The organism is Betaproteobacteria bacterium (assembly GCA_009377585.1).
GTDB lineage: Bacteria > Pseudomonadota > Gammaproteobacteria > Burkholderiales > WYBJ01 > WYBJ01.
This window is the reverse complement of sequence record WHTS01000008.1, coordinates 24,703-43,502: the sequence shown is the minus strand read 5'-3', so window position 1 is coordinate 43,502 and position 18,800 is coordinate 24,703. Positions and strand designations below refer to the sequence as shown.

The window sequence follows — 18,800 nt, the reverse complement described above, 5'->3', positions numbered from 1 at the left end:
ATCGCCCGTACGCGAGGCGTTGGGATGGCTGCGGTGAAAATGCCACCAGCCTACAGAGGAATGACCATGATCTACGAGTTCAGGACATACGACATCAAGCCAGGCTCACTGACCGAAGTGGAAAAGCGCTACGGCGAAGCCTATGAGCAGAGAAAGAAGCTGTCCGAGCTGTTCGCGTTCTGGCACACCGAAATCGGGCCCTTGAATCAGATCATCCACGTGTGGGCGTACAAGGATCTGGAAGAGCGTGGCCGCATCCGCGCCGAGGCGGTCAAGGCCAAGGTCTGGCCGCCCGCGATCGGCGAATTCCTGGTCAATCAGAAGTCCGAAATCTTCATCCCGGCACCGTTCTGCCCCGAAGCGAAACCGGGCAAGATGGGCCCGTATTTCGAGATGCGCACCTATACCTATGCGGCCGGAGCGCTGCCCAACGTGCTCGAGAACTGGGGCGCCGCACTGCCCGAGCGCATGAAGTACAGCAAGCCCTGCTTCGTCGGTTATTCCGAACTGGGCGCGCTCAACAAATGGCTGCATATCTGGCCCTATTCGTCGATCGATCAGCGCAACGCCATCCGCGACCAGGCGCGGGATGCCGGCGTGTGGCCGCCTTCGGCGCTCGCTTCCAAGCAAGGGCGTAAGGTTATTCCTTATGTTGCGCAGGAGAACAAGATCGTCATGTCGTCGAGCTTTTCGCCGCTGCAGTAGTCCAGTAGTCGTATCCGCGCGCGTCGCCGCATCGGTGCGCAGCCGGCATTCGCGCGCGCAGCTTTCCTGTGCGCGCGTAGTCCTTTAACGGGCGCAGCGTTATCGCGCGCAGCTTTTGCTGGCGCGGCATTGCGCAGGCAGATAGATCGCGCGCGCGCACGAGCCGGCTGCCATTACATCGGGGAGGTTCGGAATGTCGCGACTACTTTGGCAGCGCGCACTTGCGCCGCTGGGATTCGTGGCTGCACTGCTCTGGGTGAACGGCTCGCCAGCCGCTTACCCCGAAAAGCCCGTTCGGATGATCGCGCACAGGCGATCACCGAGATGAAACCCGGCAATCGAATCACGTTCACATTGATACGATTTCTTTCGATGCCGCGGCGCTGAACCTGTCGACCTTCCTGAGTCTCTGAGCGCAAGAGCCTGTCGACCCGGGGAGAAGAACATGACGATACCTTCGATTCCGAACGCCGGCTCCGCCGATCTGCCCAGGCCGCTGGACATCAACGAGGTATTCCGCGGCGGCGGCCGCTCGGTCGAGTTTCTCGACGAGATCAACCAGGCCTCCGTTGTCATGCTGTGCGAGACTGGCATCGTCCCACGCGAGCTCGGCAGCCGCATCGCGCGCGGTATCGCCCAGGTCATGGCGAACGAGCCGCGGGCGCAACGCTCCGCCGACTACCTCGACTACGAGCCGCAGCTGATCGCCGTGGCCGGCCCCGAAGCGTCGCGCCTGCATTCGGGCGGCAGCCGCCAGGACATCGCCAGCACGATCGCACGCATGAACCTGCGCGACGGACTGCTGCAGGAATGCGAGGCGCTGATCGACGTGCGCCGTAAGCTTGTCGCGCTGGCCGAGAACCACAAGGAAACCATCATTCCCGCCTACACGCACGGCGTGCAGGCGCAGCCCACGACCTTCGCACACTACCTGCTCGCGTTTGCTTCCGCGCTCGCGCGCCAGACCGAGCGCATGCGTGAAGCCTATGCTCGCATCAACTGCAATCCGCTCGGAGCGGCCGTCCTTGCCACGTCGAGCTTTCCGCTCGATCGCAAGCGCCTGGCCGAGTTGCTGGGCTTCGATGGCCTGCTCGAGAATGCCTACGACGCCAACCATCTCGCCCCGATCGATGCTTTCCTCGATCTGGCCGGCGACTACCGCTCGTACGATCCGGTGCCGTGCACTCGCCCGCTGCAGGTGCTGAAGCTGTTCGCCGAAGTCGTGGACGGGATCGTGGTCGACAAGGACCGGGCGCTGGAGGAAGTGCACGCCGACTACTCGACCACGACCACGACCGAGATCGCCGATGCGCTCCTGCAGCGCGCGCAGGTGCCGTTTCGCGTCGGCCATCACTTCGCTTCGCTCCTCACCGACTACGGCCGCTCGCATCGACTGCGATTGAGCGACATACCGTTCTGCGAAGTGCAACGAATCTACCGGGACGAAACGAAGCAGCCGCTGCCGTTGAGCGAGAGCGAGTTCGGCCAGGTGATCAGCGCGTACTACATGGTCTCCGGCCGCAGAGGTGTCGGTGGGCCGCAGCTTGCGGAGATCGATCGCATGCTGGCCGACGAGAGCGCGCGGGCCGCGAACGACCGTGCCTGGCATGACGAAAAGCTACGACGACTCGCGGATGCGCTGTGCGAACTGGAGCAACGATTCCGCGCGATCGCGGCCGGCTGACCCGCGGGCGCGTGCTGCCGGTCGCGACCGGAAGCGAGCCAGCGCAATCTCAGACCGCCTTCCGCGCGACGGCGTGATTGGAGATCACCTCGAGCACGCGCTTGCCGCCGGTCGCGAGCAGCTCCGTGCGCACGACGGCGACATTGCGCCCACGCTGCAGGACGCTCGAGCGCGCGCTCAGGCCCTTGCCCTGGCCGGGACTGATGTACCAGGCCGATGCGGCCGTCAGCAGCGGATGGTGCGGGACCGCGGCGATGGCGGTGAACAACGCCGTGCTGATCGAGAAGCCGCCCTGCACATGGCCGACGCGATTGCCGATGTGCAATCCAATGGGGAGCCGGCCGACCGTGCGCTCGCCGCTTTTGCGCACAACCGGCGACCAGAGCCGATCGGCGAACTCGCCGTCTTTCGCGTCGCGCAGCGACTGAGCAACCCGGCGCATGGCGGCGCGCTCCATCGCATCGAGCTCGGCTGGCTTCAACAGCGGCGCGGGCGGTGCCGGCTCGGTGCGCGCCCAGGGCAATGGATGCATCGCACGCCCGTCGGGCGCCGGCGGCCGCGCCCAGGTGCCGGACATGCGCAGAATCTCCCTGTCCTCCGAGGTCAGCCGGCCGAAGCAATCCGCCTCGGCCAAGGCGGTGCGCTCGGAAAATCCGGTCGAGTGGGCCTCCGCCCGAAGCCGGCCACGCGCCTCGCCGCCGAGGAAGCGCAGGTGCAGCGCCATCGTCGCCGTGCGGATGCTCGGATCGACGAAGGTGCGGCAAGCCTGTGCGAGCGCGAAATCGGCCAGGCACGTGACCGCCGCCAGATGCGTCGTGCCGTCCGGATTCGCATTGTGGGCGCCGGTATCCATCTCCAGCACCACGCCGCCGGTGTCGTAGCGGATGCATTGAAGGTCCAGGAAATAGCCGGGGAAGTTGTATCCGGGCGTACGGTTGTTCGATAGCGCGGTGAGCGCGCGGCGGCGTATGGATTCGGCCTCTGCAGGAGTCATCGTAGGGTTCGGGTTGTTGTCGTGTGATCCGGTTGGCTGGGTCGCCATTGTCGCATGCGAGACCGCCGCTCTACGATCGCGATCGAAACTGATCGCGATCGAACCTGTCCTGATCGCGATCGAACCTGATCGCGACCGAACCTTGCTGCGTGCTGGGCAAGCGCATAGACTTCGATGATTCCTGTGGCGCGGCTTCGACCCCACGCCGCGATCCAATTTCCGAAAACACGCAGGCAGGAGACGTTATGGCAACGGGCCCGAAGCAGGCCAGCACCGGCAACGGCATCACAGGCGCGCGTGCGCTGGTGGACACGCTGTTGCGCGAAGGCATCGATCACGTGTTCGGCATACCGGGAACCCAGAACCTGGCGATCCTCGATGCGCTGCGCGACACGCCGCGCATCCGCTTCATCCTCACCCGCCACGAGCAAGGCGCCGCCTTCATGGCGTATGGTTTCGCGCGCGCTTCCGGCAAGGCGTCGGTGGTCACCGCGACCGAAGGCCCCGGCGTGACCAACCTCGCAACCGGAATCGGCGCAGCCAACCGCGCGTTCCTTCCGGTGATCAGCGTGTGCGGCGTGCAGGAAAGCGAGGTGCGCGAGCGCGACGCGACTCAGGACATGGATCAAGTGGCGTTCATGCGCCCGCTCACCAAGTGGGCTTACAGCATCCCCAACACCGCCAAGGTGCAGGAGTCGATGCGCAAGGCCTTCCGCGTCGCCTTGACCGAGCCGCGCGGCCCGACGCACGTGGAAGCCTCCAGCGAGATCCTGCTGCAATCGATCGAGCAGGAAGCGATCGAGCCCGCGGCCTATCGCAATAGCGTGCTGCCGGTCTGCGATCCCGCGCAGATCGATCGCGCCTTCGAAGCGATCGCCGCCGCGCAGCGGCCGGTGTTCGTGGTCGGCCGCGGCGTGCTGAACGAGCAGGCAGCCGCCGCGATGATCGAGCTGGCCGATCGCACCGGCATCCCGGTGGCGGCGCTGCAATACTCGCCCGATGCGTTTCCGACCGATCATGCCAGCGCCCTGGGGCCGCTCGGGCGCAATGGCTGGGAGAGCGCCAATACCACCGTGCCGCAGGCCGACGTCATCGTCGCGATCGGTGCGCACATGGACGTGTATTCGACCATGTTCCGGTACGGCATCTTCAGCAAGGATGCGAAGCTCGTCCACCATACCGCGGCGCCGGGCCACATCGGCATCGTGTTCCCGGTGAGCGTCGCCGTCACGGGGTCGACGGCGAGCTTCATCGCCGGCTTGAGCCAGCGCGCCGGGGCGAAGGGATTGCGCAAGGCTTGGATCGACGTCGCAAAGGTGCGCGACAAACACGACAGCGAGCGCAACGCAATCGTGCGTCCGGACGCCGTGCCGATCCAGCCGCAGTTCGTCGCGCATACCTTGCGCGAAGTGCTGCCGAGAAACGGCATGGTCGTCACCGATGCGGGCAACGCCGGTAAGCATGTACGCAACTACTATGGCACCTACGCGCCCGGCACCTTCATCACCATCGAGGACTGGGGTTCGGTGGGCGGCGCGTTCCCGATCGCGCTCGGCGCCAAGCTGGCGCGGCCCGATCGGCCGATCATCGCCGCCGCCGGCGACATGGGCGCGCTGTGCAACATCGGCGAGTTCGAGACCGCGATGCGCGAAAACATTCCGGTAGTGCTGGTCGTGTTCAACGACCAGGGGCTCGGCAACGAGCGCGCGTTCCAGCAGGCGCACTACGGCGGGCGGCTGTTCGCCGTCGACTATCGCAATCCGGACTTTGCCGCGCTGGTGCGCTCGTTCGGCGGGCACGGCGAGCAGGTCACAAAACCGCAGGACTTGAAGGGCGCGCTCGAACGCGCACTGGGGTCCGGCAAGCCGGCGCTGGTCGAGGTTGCGATCGACCAGAACACGCTCGCGCCGGTGGTGTTCAAGGCTTGATGGCGCACGCGCGGTCGCGTAGTCACGGCGTTTCGTTCATCCACCCCGAGGGCGGCGTGAGCTTCCCGGGCGAGGGGCGGCAACATGAGCTTCCCGGGCGAGGGGCCCCACGCAGTGGGGATCGACCGCAAAGCGAATGGCGCCGGGCACCGACGGCTTGGCGGTTTCAGTTGCATCTATCGGTTCGGAGGTGCCCACGCAGTGGGGATCGACCGCAAAGCGAATCGACGCCGGCCTCCGACGGCTTGGCCGTCGAGGTGAGATGTGCATCCGGAGGAGGTCAGGTATGACGACAAGCAGCAGCGCACCGACCCTGTTCCACTTCTCGTTCGCGGTCGACGATCTGGATCGCGCGCGTAACTTCTACGGCGAGCTGCTCGGCTGCCCCGAAGGCCGCAAGCTGCCGGGACGGGCGGACTTCAACTTCTTCGGTCACCACATCGTGGCCCATCTGGCTCCGACCGAGATCGTGGGCGGCCAGGGAAGAAAATTGGGAGAATCCGGCAAGACGCCGTTGCGTCATTTCGGCGTGGTGATGACCTTGGAGGACTTTCAGCGCACGGCTGAGAAGCTCACGGCACATGGGGCGGACTTCCTCAACAAGCCGGCGGTAACGCAGAAGGGCACGATCCGCGAGCAGATGCTCATGACCGTGACCGATACCTGCGGCAACGCGATCGAGTTCAAGGGCCTGCGTGACATCACGGACGTTTACGCGGTGGAGAACAAGTGATTCGCCGCATGCAAACCACACCACCCCGCCTCCTTCGCCGGCGCCCCTCCTCGTGAGAGGAGGGGCAATAGACCTCCCCTCCTTTTCAAGGAGGGGCTGGACGCGACAACGTCGCGGACGGGGTGGTCTCACGCGACCGAGAACCACACCGTCGATTCGCTCTAGTCGCGCACGCCGGGCCGGGTGAGGGCCGCGGGTTCGAGCAAGCGCTCGAGCTCTTCGCGTGCGAGGCCCGTCATCTCGACCGCCACGTCCAGGATCGGCCGGCCCTCCGCATAAGCGCGCTTTGCGATCTGCGCGCCGCGCTCGTAGCCGATGCGCCGATTGAGCCCGGTCACCAGGATCGGGTTGCAGCCCAGCTGTTCGCGTAGTCTCGCCTCGTTGATCGTCATGCCGGCGATGGCTCGGCTGGCCAGCGCGCGGCAGGCGTGCGCCAGCAGCTCGGTCGACTGCAGCAGATCGTGCGCGATCAACGGCAGCATGACGTTCAACTGAAAGTTGCCCGACTGGCCGGCGACGGTGACAGTGGCGTCGTTGCCGATCACCTTGGCGCACACCATCGCGACCGCTTCGGGAATCACCGGATTGATCTTGCCCGGCATGATGCTGCTGCCGAGCTGCAAGGCCGGCAGGCTGATCTCCGCCAGCCCCGTCAGCGGACCGCTGTTCATCCAGCGCAGGTCGTTCGCGATCTTCATCAGGCTCACCGCCGTCACCTTGAGCTGCCCGCTCAACTCGACCGCGGTGTCCTGGCAGCTGAGCGCTTCGAAATAATTCTCGCTGGCCGAAAAGACGACGCCGGTTTCATCCGACAGCGCCCGCGCCACGCGCGGCCCGAAATCGGCCGGCGCGTTCACGCCGGTTCCGACTGCCGTACCACCCTGCGCCAGCGCCCGCAGCCGAGGAGCGACGTTGTCGATGCGCTCGATGTCGTGGCGGACCTGCGCTGCCCATCCGCCGAGCTCCTGCGCAGCCGTCAAGGGCATCGCATCCATGAGGTGCGTGCGGCCGGTTTTCACGATGGCTTGCATCTCGGCTGCGCGGGCTTCGATCGTCCCTGCCAGCGTGTCCAGCCCCGGCCGAAGTTGTTCTTCGACCAGCAGCGCCGCGCTCACGTGGATCACGGTCGGTATCACGTCGTTGCTGCTTTGACTCATGTTGACGTGGTCGTTCGGATGCACCGCGCGCCCGAGCGCTGCGGTCGCGACCTGCGCGATCACCTCGTTCGCATTCATGTTCGTGCTGGTGCCGGAGCCCGTCTGGAAGATGTCGAGCGGAAAGTGCGCGTCCAGCTCGCCGCGAGCGACGCGCATCGCGGCATCGAACACCGCCGCCCCGATCGAACCATCCAGCAGGCCGAGCTCCTGGTTCACGCGCGCGCAACAGGCCTTCACCAGGCCTAAGCCCCGCAGAAACGGCCGTGGCATGCGCAGACCGCTCAATTGAAAATTATCGACGGCACGCTGAGTTTGCGCGCCGTAGAGGGCGTCAGCCGGAACCGCGATCTCGCCCAGGCTGTCGTGCTCGACTCGGGTGCTCATCGCGTGCTCCGGTCATGGGAGAAAGCAGCCATGGTAGCGCGGCGCGAACGCCCGACGTGCAACGACCCGGCAGGCCAGGAACTTCAGGATAGCGCTTGCCGGGTCGCTGCCGATGACTTACCTGCTCGTCGCTACTTGTCGTCCGCTACTTGTCGTCCTGGGACTGCGAACTCTTTTGCGGCTGCAAATTCCTTTCGTGGCCCTTCACCTTGGCGTGCTGCTTGCCCTGCTGCTCGGCCTTCTGCATATCGCGCGCTTCGCGTTCGTCGCGTGGTGCGGCCTTCTTCGCGTCTTTCTCGACATCGGCCGATTGCAGATAGTCCTTGGTGCGCTCGTTGTAGTCGCGCGTGGCCTGGTAGTTGCCTTCGCCGTGAACCTGCTTTTTCATGGCTGCCTCCTCGACAAAAATGTCACAGCGGGAGGCGCAAGGCACGTGCCCGCACGCACGCGGGTCACACCGGATCAGCCGTTGCCGCGCTCGTACTCGCGCAGCCGGTTGTAGAGCGTCTTGGGGCTCACGCCGAGCAGCTCGGCCGCCTGCTCGCGCCGGCCGCCGCAGTAGTCCAGCGTGGCGAAGATGAGCTTTCGTTCCATCTCCGCGATCGAGGTGCCGACACGCACGGTGACGCTCGCGCCATCGGCGGGAGCGGCGGCGGCGGACGAGACGGCATCGAACGACAGGCAGTCTTCGTCGATCTCGTTACCCTCGGCCATGATGAAGGCGCGCTGAATGGCATTGCGCAGTTGGCGCACGTTTCCAGGCCAATGATAGGCGGTCAGTGCCTCGATCGCACCGGGCGTGAAGCGTTTCGAGGCTTTCTCCAGAGTATTGAGCTCGCCGAGGAAGTTCTGCCCGAGCAGCTCCACGTCGTCGCGCCGTTCGCTCAGCGGCGGCACGTCGATGCGAAAGACGTTGAGCCGATACAGCAAGTCCTCGCGCAGCTTACCCTGTGCGACGGCCTCGTAAGGGTCCCGGTTGGTGGCGGCGATGATGCGCACGTCGATCTCGATCGATTCCGTGCCGCCGATGCGCTGGAACATGCGCGTCTCGAGCACGCGCAGCAGCTTCACCTGCAGGTCGAGCGGCATCTCGGTGATCTCGTCGAGCAGCAGCGTGCCGCCGTGGGCGCGCTCGAAATAGCCTTGATGCTGGCGGGCGGCGCCGGTGAAGCTGCCCTTCTCGTGACCGAACATCTCGCTTTCGATCAGTTGCGGCGAGATGGCGCCGCAGTTCACGGCGAGGAAGGCGCGGTCGCGGCGCCGGCTCAGCTCGTGGATGGCCTGCGCGACGACTTCCTTGCCCGTGCCGCTCTGACCGCAGACCAGTATGCTCACCGAAGTGCGCGCGACGCGCGTGATCTGGTGATAGATCTCACGCATCACCTTCGACCGACCCCAGAGCGGCCCGAAGCGGCCGATCTCGCTCACATCCTTCTCGAAGCTCGCGATCCGCTTCTGCAGCTCGGCGGGCGGCGTCACGCGCGACAGGATGTTCTTCAGATGGCGGAAATTGATCGGCTTGACGAGGTAGTCGGTGGCGCCCAGGCGCAGCGCCTGGATCGAGGTATCGAGGCTCGCGTGGCCCGTGATCATGACCACTTCGCTGCCGGAAAAGGCTTCCGGGCGATCGGCGAACAAATCCATGCCGTTCCCGTCCGGCAAGACCAGGTCCAGCAGGACGAGGTCGGGCTCGCGCAGGGCCAATTGCTGGCGCGCCTCGGCCAGCGTATGCGCCGTAGCCGTGGTGAATCCCTCGCCCTTGATAAGCTCGGCGAGCATATCGGCGGAATCCGGGTCGTCTTCTACGATCAGCGTATGAGGCATGGGCGGCGCGTACGCGTGCCGCCGATCGGCGGCACGTCAAGCAGCGATTGTTCGTCCGGCGATTCTACCCCGGTTCGGACGAAACGTGTCCTGCGTGCTCCTGTCCCGCGCGCTCCTGGCTCCTGTCCCGAGCAAATGCCGCCCGCCCTCAGCGGAAAGCTTCCGCCGAAGGAGGATTCGTCCCCACGCGCCGCGCATCCCTCGCGGGAGGAGGTCGCGAGGTCGTGGCGATGGCGTGGTCAGCCGAGCCGCCGATGTAAGGCTCGAGCCGGGCGCGGGGGACGAAATACGTTGGCCCAATGCGTTGGCCCTCGTGCTTGCAACGCGCATGCCCTGGCGGGCCTCGAGCAGCGGCTCGGGCTTTTCGGAGAAAACACCGCTGCGAGCCGCGGGCGTGCCGCTTGCTGTCAGCGACACCGACGCTGCGGTACTGGCGCGCGTGCGCCGGCTTGGCGCGACGTTATCATGCCAATGTATTGAGCTCGACTCATGCGCAACGGTTCGCCGTGAACGCTTCCGCCGACGCGCCTCGCATCATGGTCGTGGTTGCGCACCCGCGCGGCGAGCAAAGTCTGAGCGCGGCGATCGCCGCCTCCTATGCCATCGGCGCGCGCTCGCAAGCTTCGGCGCAAGTCCATATACGGGACTTGAGCCAGGCGCGGTTCGATCCGAACGTGCGCACGCCATCCCCGTGCGACCATATCCTGGAACCGGACCTCGCGTCGCTACGCGGCGACATCGAATGGGCCAGTCATCTCGTGTTCGTCTTCCCCACGTGGTGGGGAACGATGCCGGCGCTGCTCAAGGGCATGCTCGACCGCGTGTTGACGCCGGGCTGGGCATTCCGCGTAACCGAAGGCGGCAGCGGCTACGAGGGCTGTCTCACCGGACGCACGGCGGAGATCATCACGACGATGGATACGCCCGCGCCGGTGTATCGCGTGATCTATGGGGCCGGGCGTTCGCCTGGCTACGGGCGTTGCGCCTGCAGTTCTATCCCATGACCTTCCTCGCTTACCTCCTCGGTGCGGCTGCCGCCCTGCGGCCGCTCGACATGAAGACGTTCTGGCTGGGTTACGCCATGCTGTTCTGCGTCGAGGCCGCAACCGTATTCAGCAACGAGCTGATCGACGAGCCGAGCGACCGGCACAATCGCCACTATGGTCCCTTCAGCGGCGGCTCGCGCGTGCTGATCGAGGGCAAGCTCAGTCGGGTGGTTCGTGCTGCTGCCGATGTTCGGCATGATCGCCTGAAGCACGCTCGTCGGGAAAGTATTGCCGGCCGCGGCTCTCGGAGTCCCCCGTGGTTAGGGGCACAGCGGGCACGTCGATTGCGAGGCGGACCTAACTCTGTAGGGAGACCCCGCGATGATTCCATCGGTCCATAATCTTGCGACGCTGTTGAATCGTTTCGATTGCGCGATGCTCACCGTGATCGATGCCGAGGGTCGCCCCCGCACCCGCCCGATGACGCCGTTGAAGGCGCCGTTCAACGGCCATCTCTGGTTTCATGTCGGCGCCGACGGCCAGCCGGCAAGCGAGATCGGGCGCGGCGCGGACGTATCCGTCGCTTACGGAGCCGCAGACGCCGGCCCCTACGTCACCGTATATGGTTGGGCGATCGTCCTGCGCGATCCGCCCTATGTACGCTCAGTCTGGCGCGCTGCCAGCGAAGGCCGCCATCTACCCCACACTTTGTCGAAGCAGCTTATTTGCGTGACCGCCCGCGCGGCGGAAGTGTGGGATGCCGCTTCCACGGCAAGCCGGCGCATTTTCGCATTCTCCAACGCGCACCCTATGTGCGAAGAGGACAGCGCCGTGGCTCACGAAGCAGCCGTCGCGCCCCGCCTGGTCGTCAGTTCGGGTATCTCCTGCGCGCAGTGATCGGCCCAGCGCAGTTCGGCTAACCCTTTCACCGGCAGATGATCCGAAGCGCTGCGCGCCAGCGCACTGACGTGCGCGCGCACGGTGGAGACGATGCTTGGCCGGGATACCCAGATCCGGTCGAGCCGGAAGGCCGGACACATCGAAGGAAAACTGCGCGGCGCCGGTGGCCGCCCGAAGTGCGCGTGCAGCCAGCGCAACGGCCGCCCCCAGGTGAACCACTCGTTGATGTCGCCGAGCAGCACGACCGGACAAGTCTGCTGCATCACCACCGGCAGTAGGCGCTGGATTTGCGTACGCCGTTCCGCGGGCGACAGGCCGAGGTGCGTCGCGATGACGCTAATGCGTGCCGCATCGCAGTCGAGCTCGACGTGGATCGCCCCGCGCGGCTCCCTGCCCTGCACGCCCAGATCGATCGTGGACATCGAGCGCAATGCAAAACGCGTAAGGAGCGCGTTGCCATAGTGCGCGAAATGGCCGAGCAGCTCGGCGCCTGCGATCGCCTTCAATCCCGTAACGGCGCTGACACGGTTGAGGAACAGCCCCCCACCGCGTTCGAGACGCGGCACTTCCTGCAGCGCCACGATGTCGCCGCCGACCTCGCTCAATACGGCTGCGACGCGCCCGGGATCGGCACGACCGTCCCAACCGAGGCAACCGTGAACATTGTAGGAAACGAGGTTGATCCGCACTTGTTGAATGCCCTTGCCGGCAGCCGGGATGCAAACCATGTTCCCGCTTGGATTGCAGGCTGGCATGACAGCTGCGAGACGGCTGATCGTCCTACTAAGATTGCGGAGATAGCCATGACGATCAAGCGATTCTTTTACGTGCTGCTGGTCTCGCTGAGCTTGACGGCCTGCAGCAATATGCCTGGCTTCACCGGCACCGGCATCGACAACACTCAGGTCCGTTCCGGCTACGGCACGGTGGAATCGGTCGAGGTCGTCGACCGCAACAATCCGGGCATTCTGGGCGCCATCGGCGGCGCGGTGGTCGGCGGGCTGATCGGCAACCAGATCGGAAGCGGCAGCGGCAACACCGCAGCCACTATCGCGGGTGCGGCCGGTGGCGCAATTGCGGGCCGCGAAGTCGAACGGCGCGTACGCTCCGACGACCTCTTCAAGATCTACGTGCGTATGGACGACGGCACCTATCAGGCGATCGCACAGGAATCGTCGCCGATACTGCGACCGGGTGATCGCGTGCGAGTGGAAAACGGCGTGGTCACGCCGATCTCGTGAGCTTGCGACACCCCCGAGGCTACATCATGAGCGACCCCAAAAGGCCCCCGCCCAAGAACGATCCGAGCGCTCACGATCCGAGCGCCGAGCACGATCCGAGCGCCGAGCTCGGGCTGCGCAATCCGGTGCGCGACCAGGAGCGCATCGGCGAGCAGAAGTACAGCGTGACGCCGCCGCGCTCCAAGGTGCGCGCGCCGGAGGATAGCGAGTCGGGCAAGGTCTCGTGTCGCGCCTGCAACGCCGAGCTCGACCCCACGCGCTCGTATCGCATCGACGCCGAAGAATACATCTATCACTTCTGCGGCACCGAATGCTACGCGCACTGGCGCGAGGGCGAGGATCGCGGCAGCGCCGGGACGCGGTAGCGGGCGAGCGAGGTTACGGAACGCTCGTGCGCTGCTCCGGTCGCACATGAGGAGGCGGGGCTGGTGACAGCTTCCGCCTTGCGTTGCTCGCGGACCGCAACCAAAGTACCGCAACCACCTACCGCAAAAGCGCCGGGAGGAATCGATGCAGGAGTTTTTCGCCGAGCTGCCCGCGTGGGCTTTGTCGCTCATCGTCTTGGCGTTCATGGTGATCCTGGGGTTCGTCGCGCACTCCGTCGTCTACGCGATCGCCGCCCGGATCGCCCGGCGCACGCCGCGTCCATTGGACGAACTGCTCGTCTCGCATAGCAGGGCGCCCGCACGCCTGCTGTTCCCTTTGCTCTTCATCATCCTGGCTTGGAGCGCCATTCCACCGGCGCCGGAGATCGCGTTCACCGGCGAGCGCGTGCTGGGGGCGCTGTTCATCGTCGGCATCGCCTGGCTGCTGGTCAAGATGCTGGCGGTGTTCAGCGATTGGGTCGCGTTGCGCTACCCGGTCGACATCGCGGACAACCTTGCGGCTCGACGTGTCCGCACCCAGGCGAGCATCTTCCGCCGCATTGCAGGCACGATTGTCGGGGCGATCGCAGGGGCGCTCATCCTGATGAAGATTCCCGGTGCGGAGAACGTGGGTGCAAGCCTGCTCGCATCCGCCGGGATCGCCGGCATCATCGTCGGCGCGGCGGCCAGACCGGCACTCTCCAACCTGCTCGCCGGCTTGCAGCTCGCGCTCACTCAGCCGATCCGGCTCGACGATGTGGTCATCGTGGAAGGCGAATGGGGGCGCATCGAAGAGATCACCAACACCTACATCGTGGTGCGCATCTGGGACCTGCGCAGGCTGGTCGTGCCGTTGAGCTATTTCATCGAGAACCCGTTTCAGAACTGGACCCGGCAAACCTCCGAGCTGCTCGGCACGGTCTATCTCAACGTGGATTACACCGTGCCGCTCGACGAAATGCGCGCCGAGCTGCACGCCATTCTGCAAAGCTCGAAACTGTGGGACGGCAAGGTGTGGAATCTGCAAGTCGTGGAAGCCACGGAGCGCACGGTTCAATTGCGCGCGCTGATGAGCGCCCCGGACGCCTCGACGGCGTGGGATCTGCGTTGCGAAGTGCGGGAGCGACTGATCGGCTTCATCCAGGAACGCTTTCCCGACAGCCTTCCGCGCGCACGGGCTGAGATCCGCGGCGCGCTCGACACAGCCGGACGCGAGCATTTGCACGGCAAGGCTCCGGGCCCGGATCTGCTGCCGTCGCCTCGCGGCGAGGAGTCCGGCGCGACGCACGAGCCGGAGCCGACACGCGTGTGACGCTCAGCCCGCCCAAGGGGCTGGAATGGCGATTGCGTGACGTCGGTCCTGACCGCGGGGGCATGCCATGCGAATAGCCATCCGTTACGCCGTCATCTCGGGCACTTTCGGAGCGTTGCTCGCCTGCACCCAACCCGGCGACGAGCATGTTCGCCCCGAGCCGCAAGGCGCTCCGGAGCGTGGCGAATCGTGCGCTCCGCCGCAGGACTGCCCTGCGCCCAAGCCGCCGGGGCGCGCTGCGAAACCGGTCAAACCGGCCGTGCCCGCGGTACCCGATTCACCGATCAAGGTCGACTGTACCAAGCTGCCGACGCAGCTCGAGCGCGACACCTGCACCAATCGAAAGCAGTCCACCGGATAGCCCTCCACGGATAGCCACCCGGGGCCGCCGCGGGCACATCCTCGCGCGGCATCACTCGTGGCTGCCGCCGAGGTGGCTGCAACCGAGGTGGCTGCCCCCGAGGCATGTCGCTTGCGTTGTGTCGCGCGTACCCGGGCGCGGTCTTGCAGCCGGGGCAAATTCGTAGCAACTGCCGAGGTGTCCATGAGCCGAACCGCCCGCCTACGTCTTTCTCGCCTCGGACGCGGATTCGTCGTTCATCACGGGAATCGTGCTGCAGGTCAGGGGCGGAGAGACCACCGGTGGATAGCGGCCCGCTGAGCGCGTTGCTCAACATCAACGGCGTGGCCCACTCGCTGCTGCTCGAGCCGCGCCGCTCGCTGCTCGACGTGCTGCGCGACGACCTTCAGCTCACCGGCGCCAAGAAGGTCTGCGACATGGGCAACTGCGGCGCCTGCACCGTTCTGGTCGACGGACGCGCGATGTACGCATGCCTCAAGCTCGCGATCGAGTGCGATGGAGCCGAGATCACGACCATCGAGGGTCTCGACGCGAACGGCGAGCTGGATCCCGTGCAGCAGGCATTCATCGCAGCCGATGCATTCCAGTGCGGTTTTTGCACCCCCGGTCAGATCATGAGCCTGAAGGCGCTGCTTGCCGACAATCCGCATCCCGCGGACGCGGACATCGAGCGTGCACTGAGCGGCAACCTCTGCCGCTGCGGGGCGTACCGCAATCTTCTGCGCGCAGGGCGCATCGCAGCCGGACGCGATGCGGATGCGCATGCTACCGACGATGCCTACGATGGATGAGGCGCATCCCCGTACGCTGGAAGCGACGGAGCACCCGGAATCCGTCGCGCGGGTCGGGTCCGCCGCGTCGGTGCGTTCACCCATCGCAGCGCGCCTCGAAGGCGCGGAAAAAGTCACCGGCCGGGCGCGCTATGCGAGCGACGTGCATCTTCCTGGAATGCTCTGGGTCGCGGTGCTGCGAAGCCCGCACGCACATGCGCGCATTCGCAGCATCGACGAGCGCAAGGCGCTTGCCCTGCCCGGCGTGCACGCCGTCTTGAGCCTCAACAACGCCCCTGCCATTTCGTGGTACGACCGCGGCGTTCTATTCGAGCGCACGCCGCGCTTCGCCGGCGAAGAGGTGGCTGCGGTCGCTGCGGAGAGCGAGCGCATCGCCGAGGACGCGGTGCGCCTGATCGAAGTCGACTACGAGCCGCTGCCGTTCGTGCTGGAACTGGCCGCCGCACGCGCGCCGGGAGCGCCCAGCGTTCATGCCGAAGGCAATCTGGCCGACCAACCGTCCGTCCAGAGCCGCGGCAACGTGCGCCGCGGCATGCGCGAAGCCGAGCTCATCATCGATCGCGTCTATACCACGCAGGTGGCGCTGCACAACAGCCTCGAGCCGCACGCCTGCACCGCCGTCTGGGAAGGCGAACAGCTGACGCTGTATGCATCGACCCAGGGCGTGTTCGCGCTGCGCAAGGAGGTGGCGGAAAAGCTGGAACTGCCGGAGAACCGGGTGCGCGTATTCGCCGAGCATATCGGCGGCGCTTTCGGCGCCAAGCAGGTCGCATGGAAGCACGACGTCATCGCCGCGCTGCTCGCCCGGCAAACGCGCCGTCCGGTTCGCTTCGTGCTCGACCGTGCGGGCGAGAACCTGGCCGCGGGCAATCGCAATGGCACGCGCCAGCACGTGCGCATCGGTGCGAAGCGCGACGGCACGCTCGCCGCGATCTGCGCCGAGGTGGACGTGCAGATCGGCGCCTACCGGGCGGGCGGCGAAGGCAGCATCGCCGACGGGATCTACCACTCGCTGTACGCCTGCCGCAACGTGCGCACCGAACAACGCATCGTGTACACGCATACCGGGCCGGCGATCGCGTTCCGCGCGCCCGGCTATGTCGAAGGCGCATTTGCGCTGGAGTCCGCGATGGACGAGCTGTCACGGGCGCTTTCTATCGATCCGATCGAGCTGCGGCTGCGCAACTACACCGAGACCGACCAGATGCGCAGGAAACCGTACACCTCGCCCGATAGCCTGCGCCTGTGTTACGAGCGAGCGCGCAACGCGTTCGGTTGGCGCAGCTATGCGCGCGCGCCCGCCACGGGGCCGATGCGGCGCGGCATCGGCTTCGCTGCGCACGACTGGGTGGGCGGCGGCGGTTATCCTCCGGGACGCGTTCGCGTGACGCTCAATCCCGAAGGCAGTGTCCGGCTCGATACCGGCACGCAGGACATCGGCACCGGGACGCGCACGGCGCTGGCGCAAGTCTGCGCGCAAACACTCGGTGTTCCGCTCGGCTCCGTTCAGGTCGTTCTCGGCGATACACGCAGCGAACTGCACTCGCCCGTGAGCTCGGGCAGCGCGACGCTCGCGACCCTGGGTCCGGCAGTACAGGCGGCCTGCGAGCAGGCGCGCCGGCGCGTGCTCGAGAGCGCATCGAGCCTGCTTCACGTCGGCGCGGACCGGCTTCGCATCGAGAACGGCCGCATCCATTCGGACGAACCCGGTTCGGAGCCGCTCGACATGGCGCGGATCTGCGCCGCGGTCGGTACGCGCTTGATCCAGGCCACCGGCAAGCGCGGCTCCAACCGCCGCTCGCACTCGGTGCGCACGTTCGGCGCCCAGTGCGTGGAGGTGGAAGTCGATACCGAAACCGGCCAGGTGCGGGTGCTGCGCGTGGTCGCCACGCACGATTGCGGTCGGATCATCAATCGCAATCTGGTGGACAGCCAGGTGATCGGCGGCGTGACGCAGGCCGTCGGCTTCGCGCTCACCGAGCAACGCATCGTCGATCCAGGCAGCGGCATCGTGCTCAACGCGAATCTCGAGGACTATAAGCTGCCGACGGTCGCGGACGCCCCGGATATCGTGCATGCCGCGCTCGACGTTCCCGACTTCCTCGCCAACGCCACAGGCGCCAAGGGCATCGGGGAGCCGCCGATCATTCCGACCGCGCCCGCCATCGCCAACGCGATCTTCGACGCCGTGGGCGTGCGGCTGCACGACACGCCTTTTACCGCCTGCCGCATGCTCGAGGCGCTGCAGGCGCCGCCCCGCACTCGGCTGTGCGACCGCGAGATCGGGTCGTGAAGCCGTTCGATTACGTGGCGCCCGGCTCGATCGAGTCCAGCGTGCACGCCCTGCGTGGCGCAAGCGCCGAGGAGGCCCGCCTACTCGCCGGCGGCACCGATCTGCTGCCGCTGATGAAGTCGCACATTGCCGCGCCGCGCCTGCTCGTCAGCCTGAAACGGGTGGCCGATCTGCCGCGCGACATCGTGCTCGACTCGGACGCGTTGCGCATCGGCGCCCTCGCCACGCTGGCCGACATCGGCGGCCACCCCGAGATCGCGCGCGACTTCGCGGCGCTTGCACAGGCCGCCGGCACGGCTGCGACCGCGCAATTGCGCAACATGGCGACACTCGGCGGAACCCTGCTGCAGCGGCCGCGCTGCTGGTACTTCCGCAACGAAAGCTTCCACTGCTGGCTCAAGGGGGGTGCCGAGTGCCATGCTCGCGCCGGCGAGAACGGCTTGCACGCGCTGTTCGATACCGGGCCGTGTCGCGCCGTGCATCCCTCGGATGTCGCCTGCGCCCTGATGGCTCTCGACGCCCGGGTGGAGCTGCGCTCCGCGCGTGCGGCCCGCAGCGTCTCGCTGCGCGAATTCTTCGCACCACCGACCGACGAGCGGCGCGTGGAGACCATTCTCGGCGCGCGCGAAGTCGTCACGGCGGTGCGGGTCCCGCGGCCCGCAGCAGGCTTTCGCAGCATCTATCTCAAGGCGATGGATCGTGCGGTGTGGGCATTCGCCACGGTCAGCGTGGCCGCGGCCGCGCGCGTCGAAGCGGGCCGCTTCGAGGATCTGCGCTTGGTGCTCGGCGGTGTCGCGGCCGTGCCGTGGCCCGTCGAGGATGCGTTCCGGAGCCTGCAGGGCGCGCAGCCCGACGAGGCAGCGATCGCGCAAGCTGCGCGCGACGCCTTGGCCGGCGCCGAACCGCTGCGCATGAACGGCTACAAGGTGCCGCTGGCCGAAGGCCTGATCCGCCGCGCGTTGCACGCGCTGCGCTCATGATTGTTGGACAAGCTTGTCTTCCCTTGTATGTTTGTTCCAAGAGGTATGGTTGTCTTCCCTCTCCCTCCGGGAGAGGGATCGAGGGTGAGGGAAATTATGCGTCGTGCTGACGATATCCCTCGCTTGCAGTGCGCGCATCGGCATGCAGGCCGATGCCGCTCG

Annotated in this window: 19 protein-coding genes; 13 read left to right on the top strand and 6 right to left on the bottom strand. The window is 66.4% G+C overall.

The features are described 5' to 3' along the window. Positions 1-24 precede the first annotated feature (24 nt). Both GEV05_04680 and GEV05_04675 read left to right on the top strand, forming a co-directional pair. Positions 25-705, top strand: coding sequence for a hypothetical protein (locus tag GEV05_04680; GenBank protein ID MPZ42697.1), 681 nt, complete (start codon positions 25-27; stop codon positions 703-705). A 445-nt stretch (positions 706-1,150) separates the two neighbouring features. After that, positions 1,151-2,389: a hypothetical protein gene (locus tag GEV05_04675; GenBank protein ID MPZ42696.1), complete on the top strand. Its 1,239-nt coding sequence runs from the start codon at positions 1,151-1,153 to the stop codon at positions 2,387-2,389. A 49-nt stretch (positions 2,390-2,438) separates the two neighbouring features. Here the strand turns inward: GEV05_04675 and GEV05_04670 are convergent, their stop codons facing one another. Then, on the bottom strand, positions 2,439-3,383 hold the full coding sequence (locus GEV05_04670; GenBank protein ID MPZ42695.1) for a hypothetical protein: 945 nt from the start codon (positions 3,381-3,383) through the stop codon (positions 2,439-2,441). 245 nt (positions 3,384-3,628) lie between these two features. Between GEV05_04670 and GEV05_04665 the strand changes: the two genes are divergently transcribed. Together GEV05_04665 and GEV05_04660 are read left to right on the top strand one after the other, a co-directional pair. Next, positions 3,629-5,311 (top strand): hypothetical protein, encoded by a 1,683-nt coding sequence (locus GEV05_04665; protein ID MPZ42694.1) that lies wholly within the window; start codon positions 3,629-3,631, stop codon positions 5,309-5,311. 136 nt (positions 5,312-5,447) lie between these two features. Then, on the top strand, positions 5,448-6,044 hold the full coding sequence (locus GEV05_04660) for a glyoxalase (protein MPZ42693.1): 597 nt from the start codon (positions 5,448-5,450) through the stop codon (positions 6,042-6,044). Positions 6,045-6,205: 161 nt separating this feature from the next. Here GEV05_04660 and GEV05_04655 read toward each other — a convergent pair whose 3' ends face one another. The 3 genes from GEV05_04655 to GEV05_04645 form a co-directional block, all read right to left on the bottom strand. After that, positions 6,206-7,585 (bottom strand): aspartate ammonia-lyase, encoded by a 1,380-nt coding sequence (locus GEV05_04655; GenBank protein ID MPZ42692.1) that lies wholly within the window; start codon positions 7,583-7,585, stop codon positions 6,206-6,208. A gap of 145 nt (positions 7,586-7,730) precedes the next feature. Beyond that, complete coding sequence (locus GEV05_04650; GenBank protein ID MPZ42691.1) at positions 7,731-7,973, bottom strand: hypothetical protein; 243 nt, start codon at positions 7,971-7,973, stop codon at positions 7,731-7,733. Positions 7,974-8,047: 74 nt separating this feature from the next. Then, on the bottom strand, positions 8,048-9,409 hold the full coding sequence (locus GEV05_04645) for a response regulator (GenBank protein ID MPZ42690.1): 1,362 nt from the start codon (positions 9,407-9,409) through the stop codon (positions 8,048-8,050). A gap of 299 nt (positions 9,410-9,708) precedes the next feature. Here GEV05_04645 and GEV05_04640 point away from each other — a divergent pair, with 299 nt between their 5' ends. Further along, positions 9,709-10,413 carry a hypothetical protein gene (locus tag GEV05_04640; protein MPZ42689.1) on the top strand — a complete coding sequence of 235 codons (705 nt, stop codon included), beginning with the start codon at positions 9,709-9,711 and terminating at the stop codon, positions 10,411-10,413. Here GEV05_04640 and GEV05_04635 read toward each other — a convergent pair. Further along, a complete protein-coding gene (locus GEV05_04635) occupies positions 10,380-10,652 on the bottom strand; it encodes a hypothetical protein (protein ID MPZ42688.1) in 273 nt (90 codons plus the stop codon). The two genes, GEV05_04640 and GEV05_04635, sit on opposite strands and share 34 nt — an antisense overlap. 124 nt (positions 10,653-10,776) lie before the next feature. Between GEV05_04635 and GEV05_04630 the strand changes: the two genes are divergently transcribed. After that, a complete protein-coding gene (locus tag GEV05_04630) occupies positions 10,777-11,292 on the top strand; it encodes a hypothetical protein (protein MPZ42687.1) in 516 nt (171 codons plus the stop codon). Here the strand turns inward: GEV05_04630 and GEV05_04625 are convergent. Continuing rightward, on the bottom strand, positions 11,232-12,050 hold the full coding sequence (locus GEV05_04625; protein ID MPZ42686.1) for an endonuclease: 819 nt from the start codon (positions 12,048-12,050) through the stop codon (positions 11,232-11,234). The two genes, GEV05_04630 and GEV05_04625, sit on opposite strands and share 61 nt — an antisense overlap. A gap of 48 nt (positions 12,051-12,098) precedes the next feature. On the opposite strand from GEV05_04625, the gene GEV05_04620 reads away from it, so the two are divergent. The 7 genes from GEV05_04620 to GEV05_04590 all read left to right on the top strand — a co-directional run bounded on the left by GEV05_04620 (position 12,099) and on the right by GEV05_04590 (position 18,638). Beyond that, complete coding sequence (locus GEV05_04620) at positions 12,099-12,536, top strand: glycine zipper 2TM domain-containing protein (protein ID MPZ42685.1); 438 nt, start codon at positions 12,099-12,101, stop codon at positions 12,534-12,536. Positions 12,537-12,721: 185 nt separating this feature from the next. Beyond that, positions 12,722-12,901, top strand: coding sequence for a DUF3330 domain-containing protein (locus GEV05_04615; protein ID MPZ42684.1), 180 nt, complete (start codon positions 12,722-12,724; stop codon positions 12,899-12,901). 145 nt (positions 12,902-13,046) lie between these two features. After that, the gene (locus tag GEV05_04610; protein ID MPZ42683.1) at positions 13,047-14,213 is read left to right on the top strand and encodes a mechanosensitive ion channel; all 1,167 of its coding nucleotides are present in this window, start codon (positions 13,047-13,049) and stop codon (positions 14,211-14,213) included. 67 nt (positions 14,214-14,280) lie between these two features. Continuing rightward, the gene (locus GEV05_04605) at positions 14,281-14,574 is read left to right on the top strand and encodes a hypothetical protein (protein MPZ42682.1); all 294 of its coding nucleotides are present in this window, start codon (positions 14,281-14,283) and stop codon (positions 14,572-14,574) included. 104 nt (positions 14,575-14,678) lie between these two features. Then, positions 14,679-15,365, top strand: a complete 687-nt coding sequence (locus GEV05_04600) for a 2Fe-2S iron-sulfur cluster binding domain-containing protein (GenBank protein MPZ42681.1) — start codon at positions 14,679-14,681, stop codon at positions 15,363-15,365. Beyond that, the gene (locus GEV05_04595) at positions 15,325-17,658 is read left to right on the top strand and encodes a molybdopterin-dependent oxidoreductase (GenBank protein ID MPZ42680.1); all 2,334 of its coding nucleotides are present in this window, start codon (positions 15,325-15,327) and stop codon (positions 17,656-17,658) included. Before GEV05_04600 ends, GEV05_04595 begins: the two co-directional genes overlap by 41 nt. Next, entirely contained in the window at positions 17,655-18,638 is a 984-nt protein-coding gene (locus GEV05_04590) for a xanthine dehydrogenase family protein subunit M (GenBank protein MPZ42679.1), read from the top strand. Before GEV05_04595 ends, GEV05_04590 begins: the two co-directional genes overlap by 4 nt. Positions 18,639-18,800: the final 162 nt, after the last annotated feature.

Excerpts from the sequence above, each read along its gene's own strand:
- GEV05_04680 (MPZ42697.1), top strand. The coding sequence starts at position 25 with ATGGCTGCGGTGAAAATGCCACCAGCCTACAGAGGAATGACCATGATC.
- GEV05_04675 (MPZ42696.1), top strand. The coding sequence starts at position 1,151 with ATGACGATACCTTCGATTCCGAACGCCGGCTCCGCCGATCTGCCCAGG.
- GEV05_04670 (MPZ42695.1), bottom strand. The coding sequence starts at position 3,383 with ATGACTCCTGCAGAGGCCGAATCCATACGCCGCCGCGCGCTCACCGCG.
- GEV05_04665 (MPZ42694.1), top strand. The coding sequence starts at position 3,629 with ATGGCAACGGGCCCGAAGCAGGCCAGCACCGGCAACGGCATCACAGGC.
- GEV05_04660 (MPZ42693.1), top strand. The coding sequence starts at position 5,448 with ATGGCGCCGGGCACCGACGGCTTGGCGGTTTCAGTTGCATCTATCGGT.
- GEV05_04655 (MPZ42692.1), bottom strand. The coding sequence starts at position 7,585 with ATGAGCACCCGAGTCGAGCACGACAGCCTGGGCGAGATCGCGGTTCCG.
- GEV05_04650 (MPZ42691.1), bottom strand. The coding sequence starts at position 7,973 with ATGAAAAAGCAGGTTCACGGCGAAGGCAACTACCAGGCCACGCGCGAC.
- GEV05_04645 (MPZ42690.1), bottom strand. The coding sequence starts at position 9,409 with ATGCCTCATACGCTGATCGTAGAAGACGACCCGGATTCCGCCGATATG.
- GEV05_04640 (MPZ42689.1), top strand. The coding sequence starts at position 9,709 with ATGCGTTGGCCCTCGTGCTTGCAACGCGCATGCCCTGGCGGGCCTCGA.
- GEV05_04635 (MPZ42688.1), bottom strand. The coding sequence starts at position 10,652 with ATGCCGAACATCGGCAGCAGCACGAACCACCCGACTGAGCTTGCCCTC.
- GEV05_04630 (MPZ42687.1), top strand. The coding sequence starts at position 10,777 with ATGATTCCATCGGTCCATAATCTTGCGACGCTGTTGAATCGTTTCGAT.
- GEV05_04625 (MPZ42686.1), bottom strand. The coding sequence starts at position 12,050 with ATGCCAGCCTGCAATCCAAGCGGGAACATGGTTTGCATCCCGGCTGCC.
- GEV05_04620 (MPZ42685.1), top strand. The coding sequence starts at position 12,099 with ATGACGATCAAGCGATTCTTTTACGTGCTGCTGGTCTCGCTGAGCTTG.
- GEV05_04610 (MPZ42683.1), top strand. The coding sequence starts at position 13,047 with ATGCAGGAGTTTTTCGCCGAGCTGCCCGCGTGGGCTTTGTCGCTCATC.
- GEV05_04605 (MPZ42682.1), top strand. The coding sequence starts at position 14,281 with ATGCGAATAGCCATCCGTTACGCCGTCATCTCGGGCACTTTCGGAGCG.
- GEV05_04600 (MPZ42681.1), top strand. The coding sequence starts at position 14,679 with ATGTCGCTTGCGTTGTGTCGCGCGTACCCGGGCGCGGTCTTGCAGCCG.
- GEV05_04595 (MPZ42680.1), top strand. The coding sequence starts at position 15,325 with ATGCGGATGCGCATGCTACCGACGATGCCTACGATGGATGAGGCGCAT.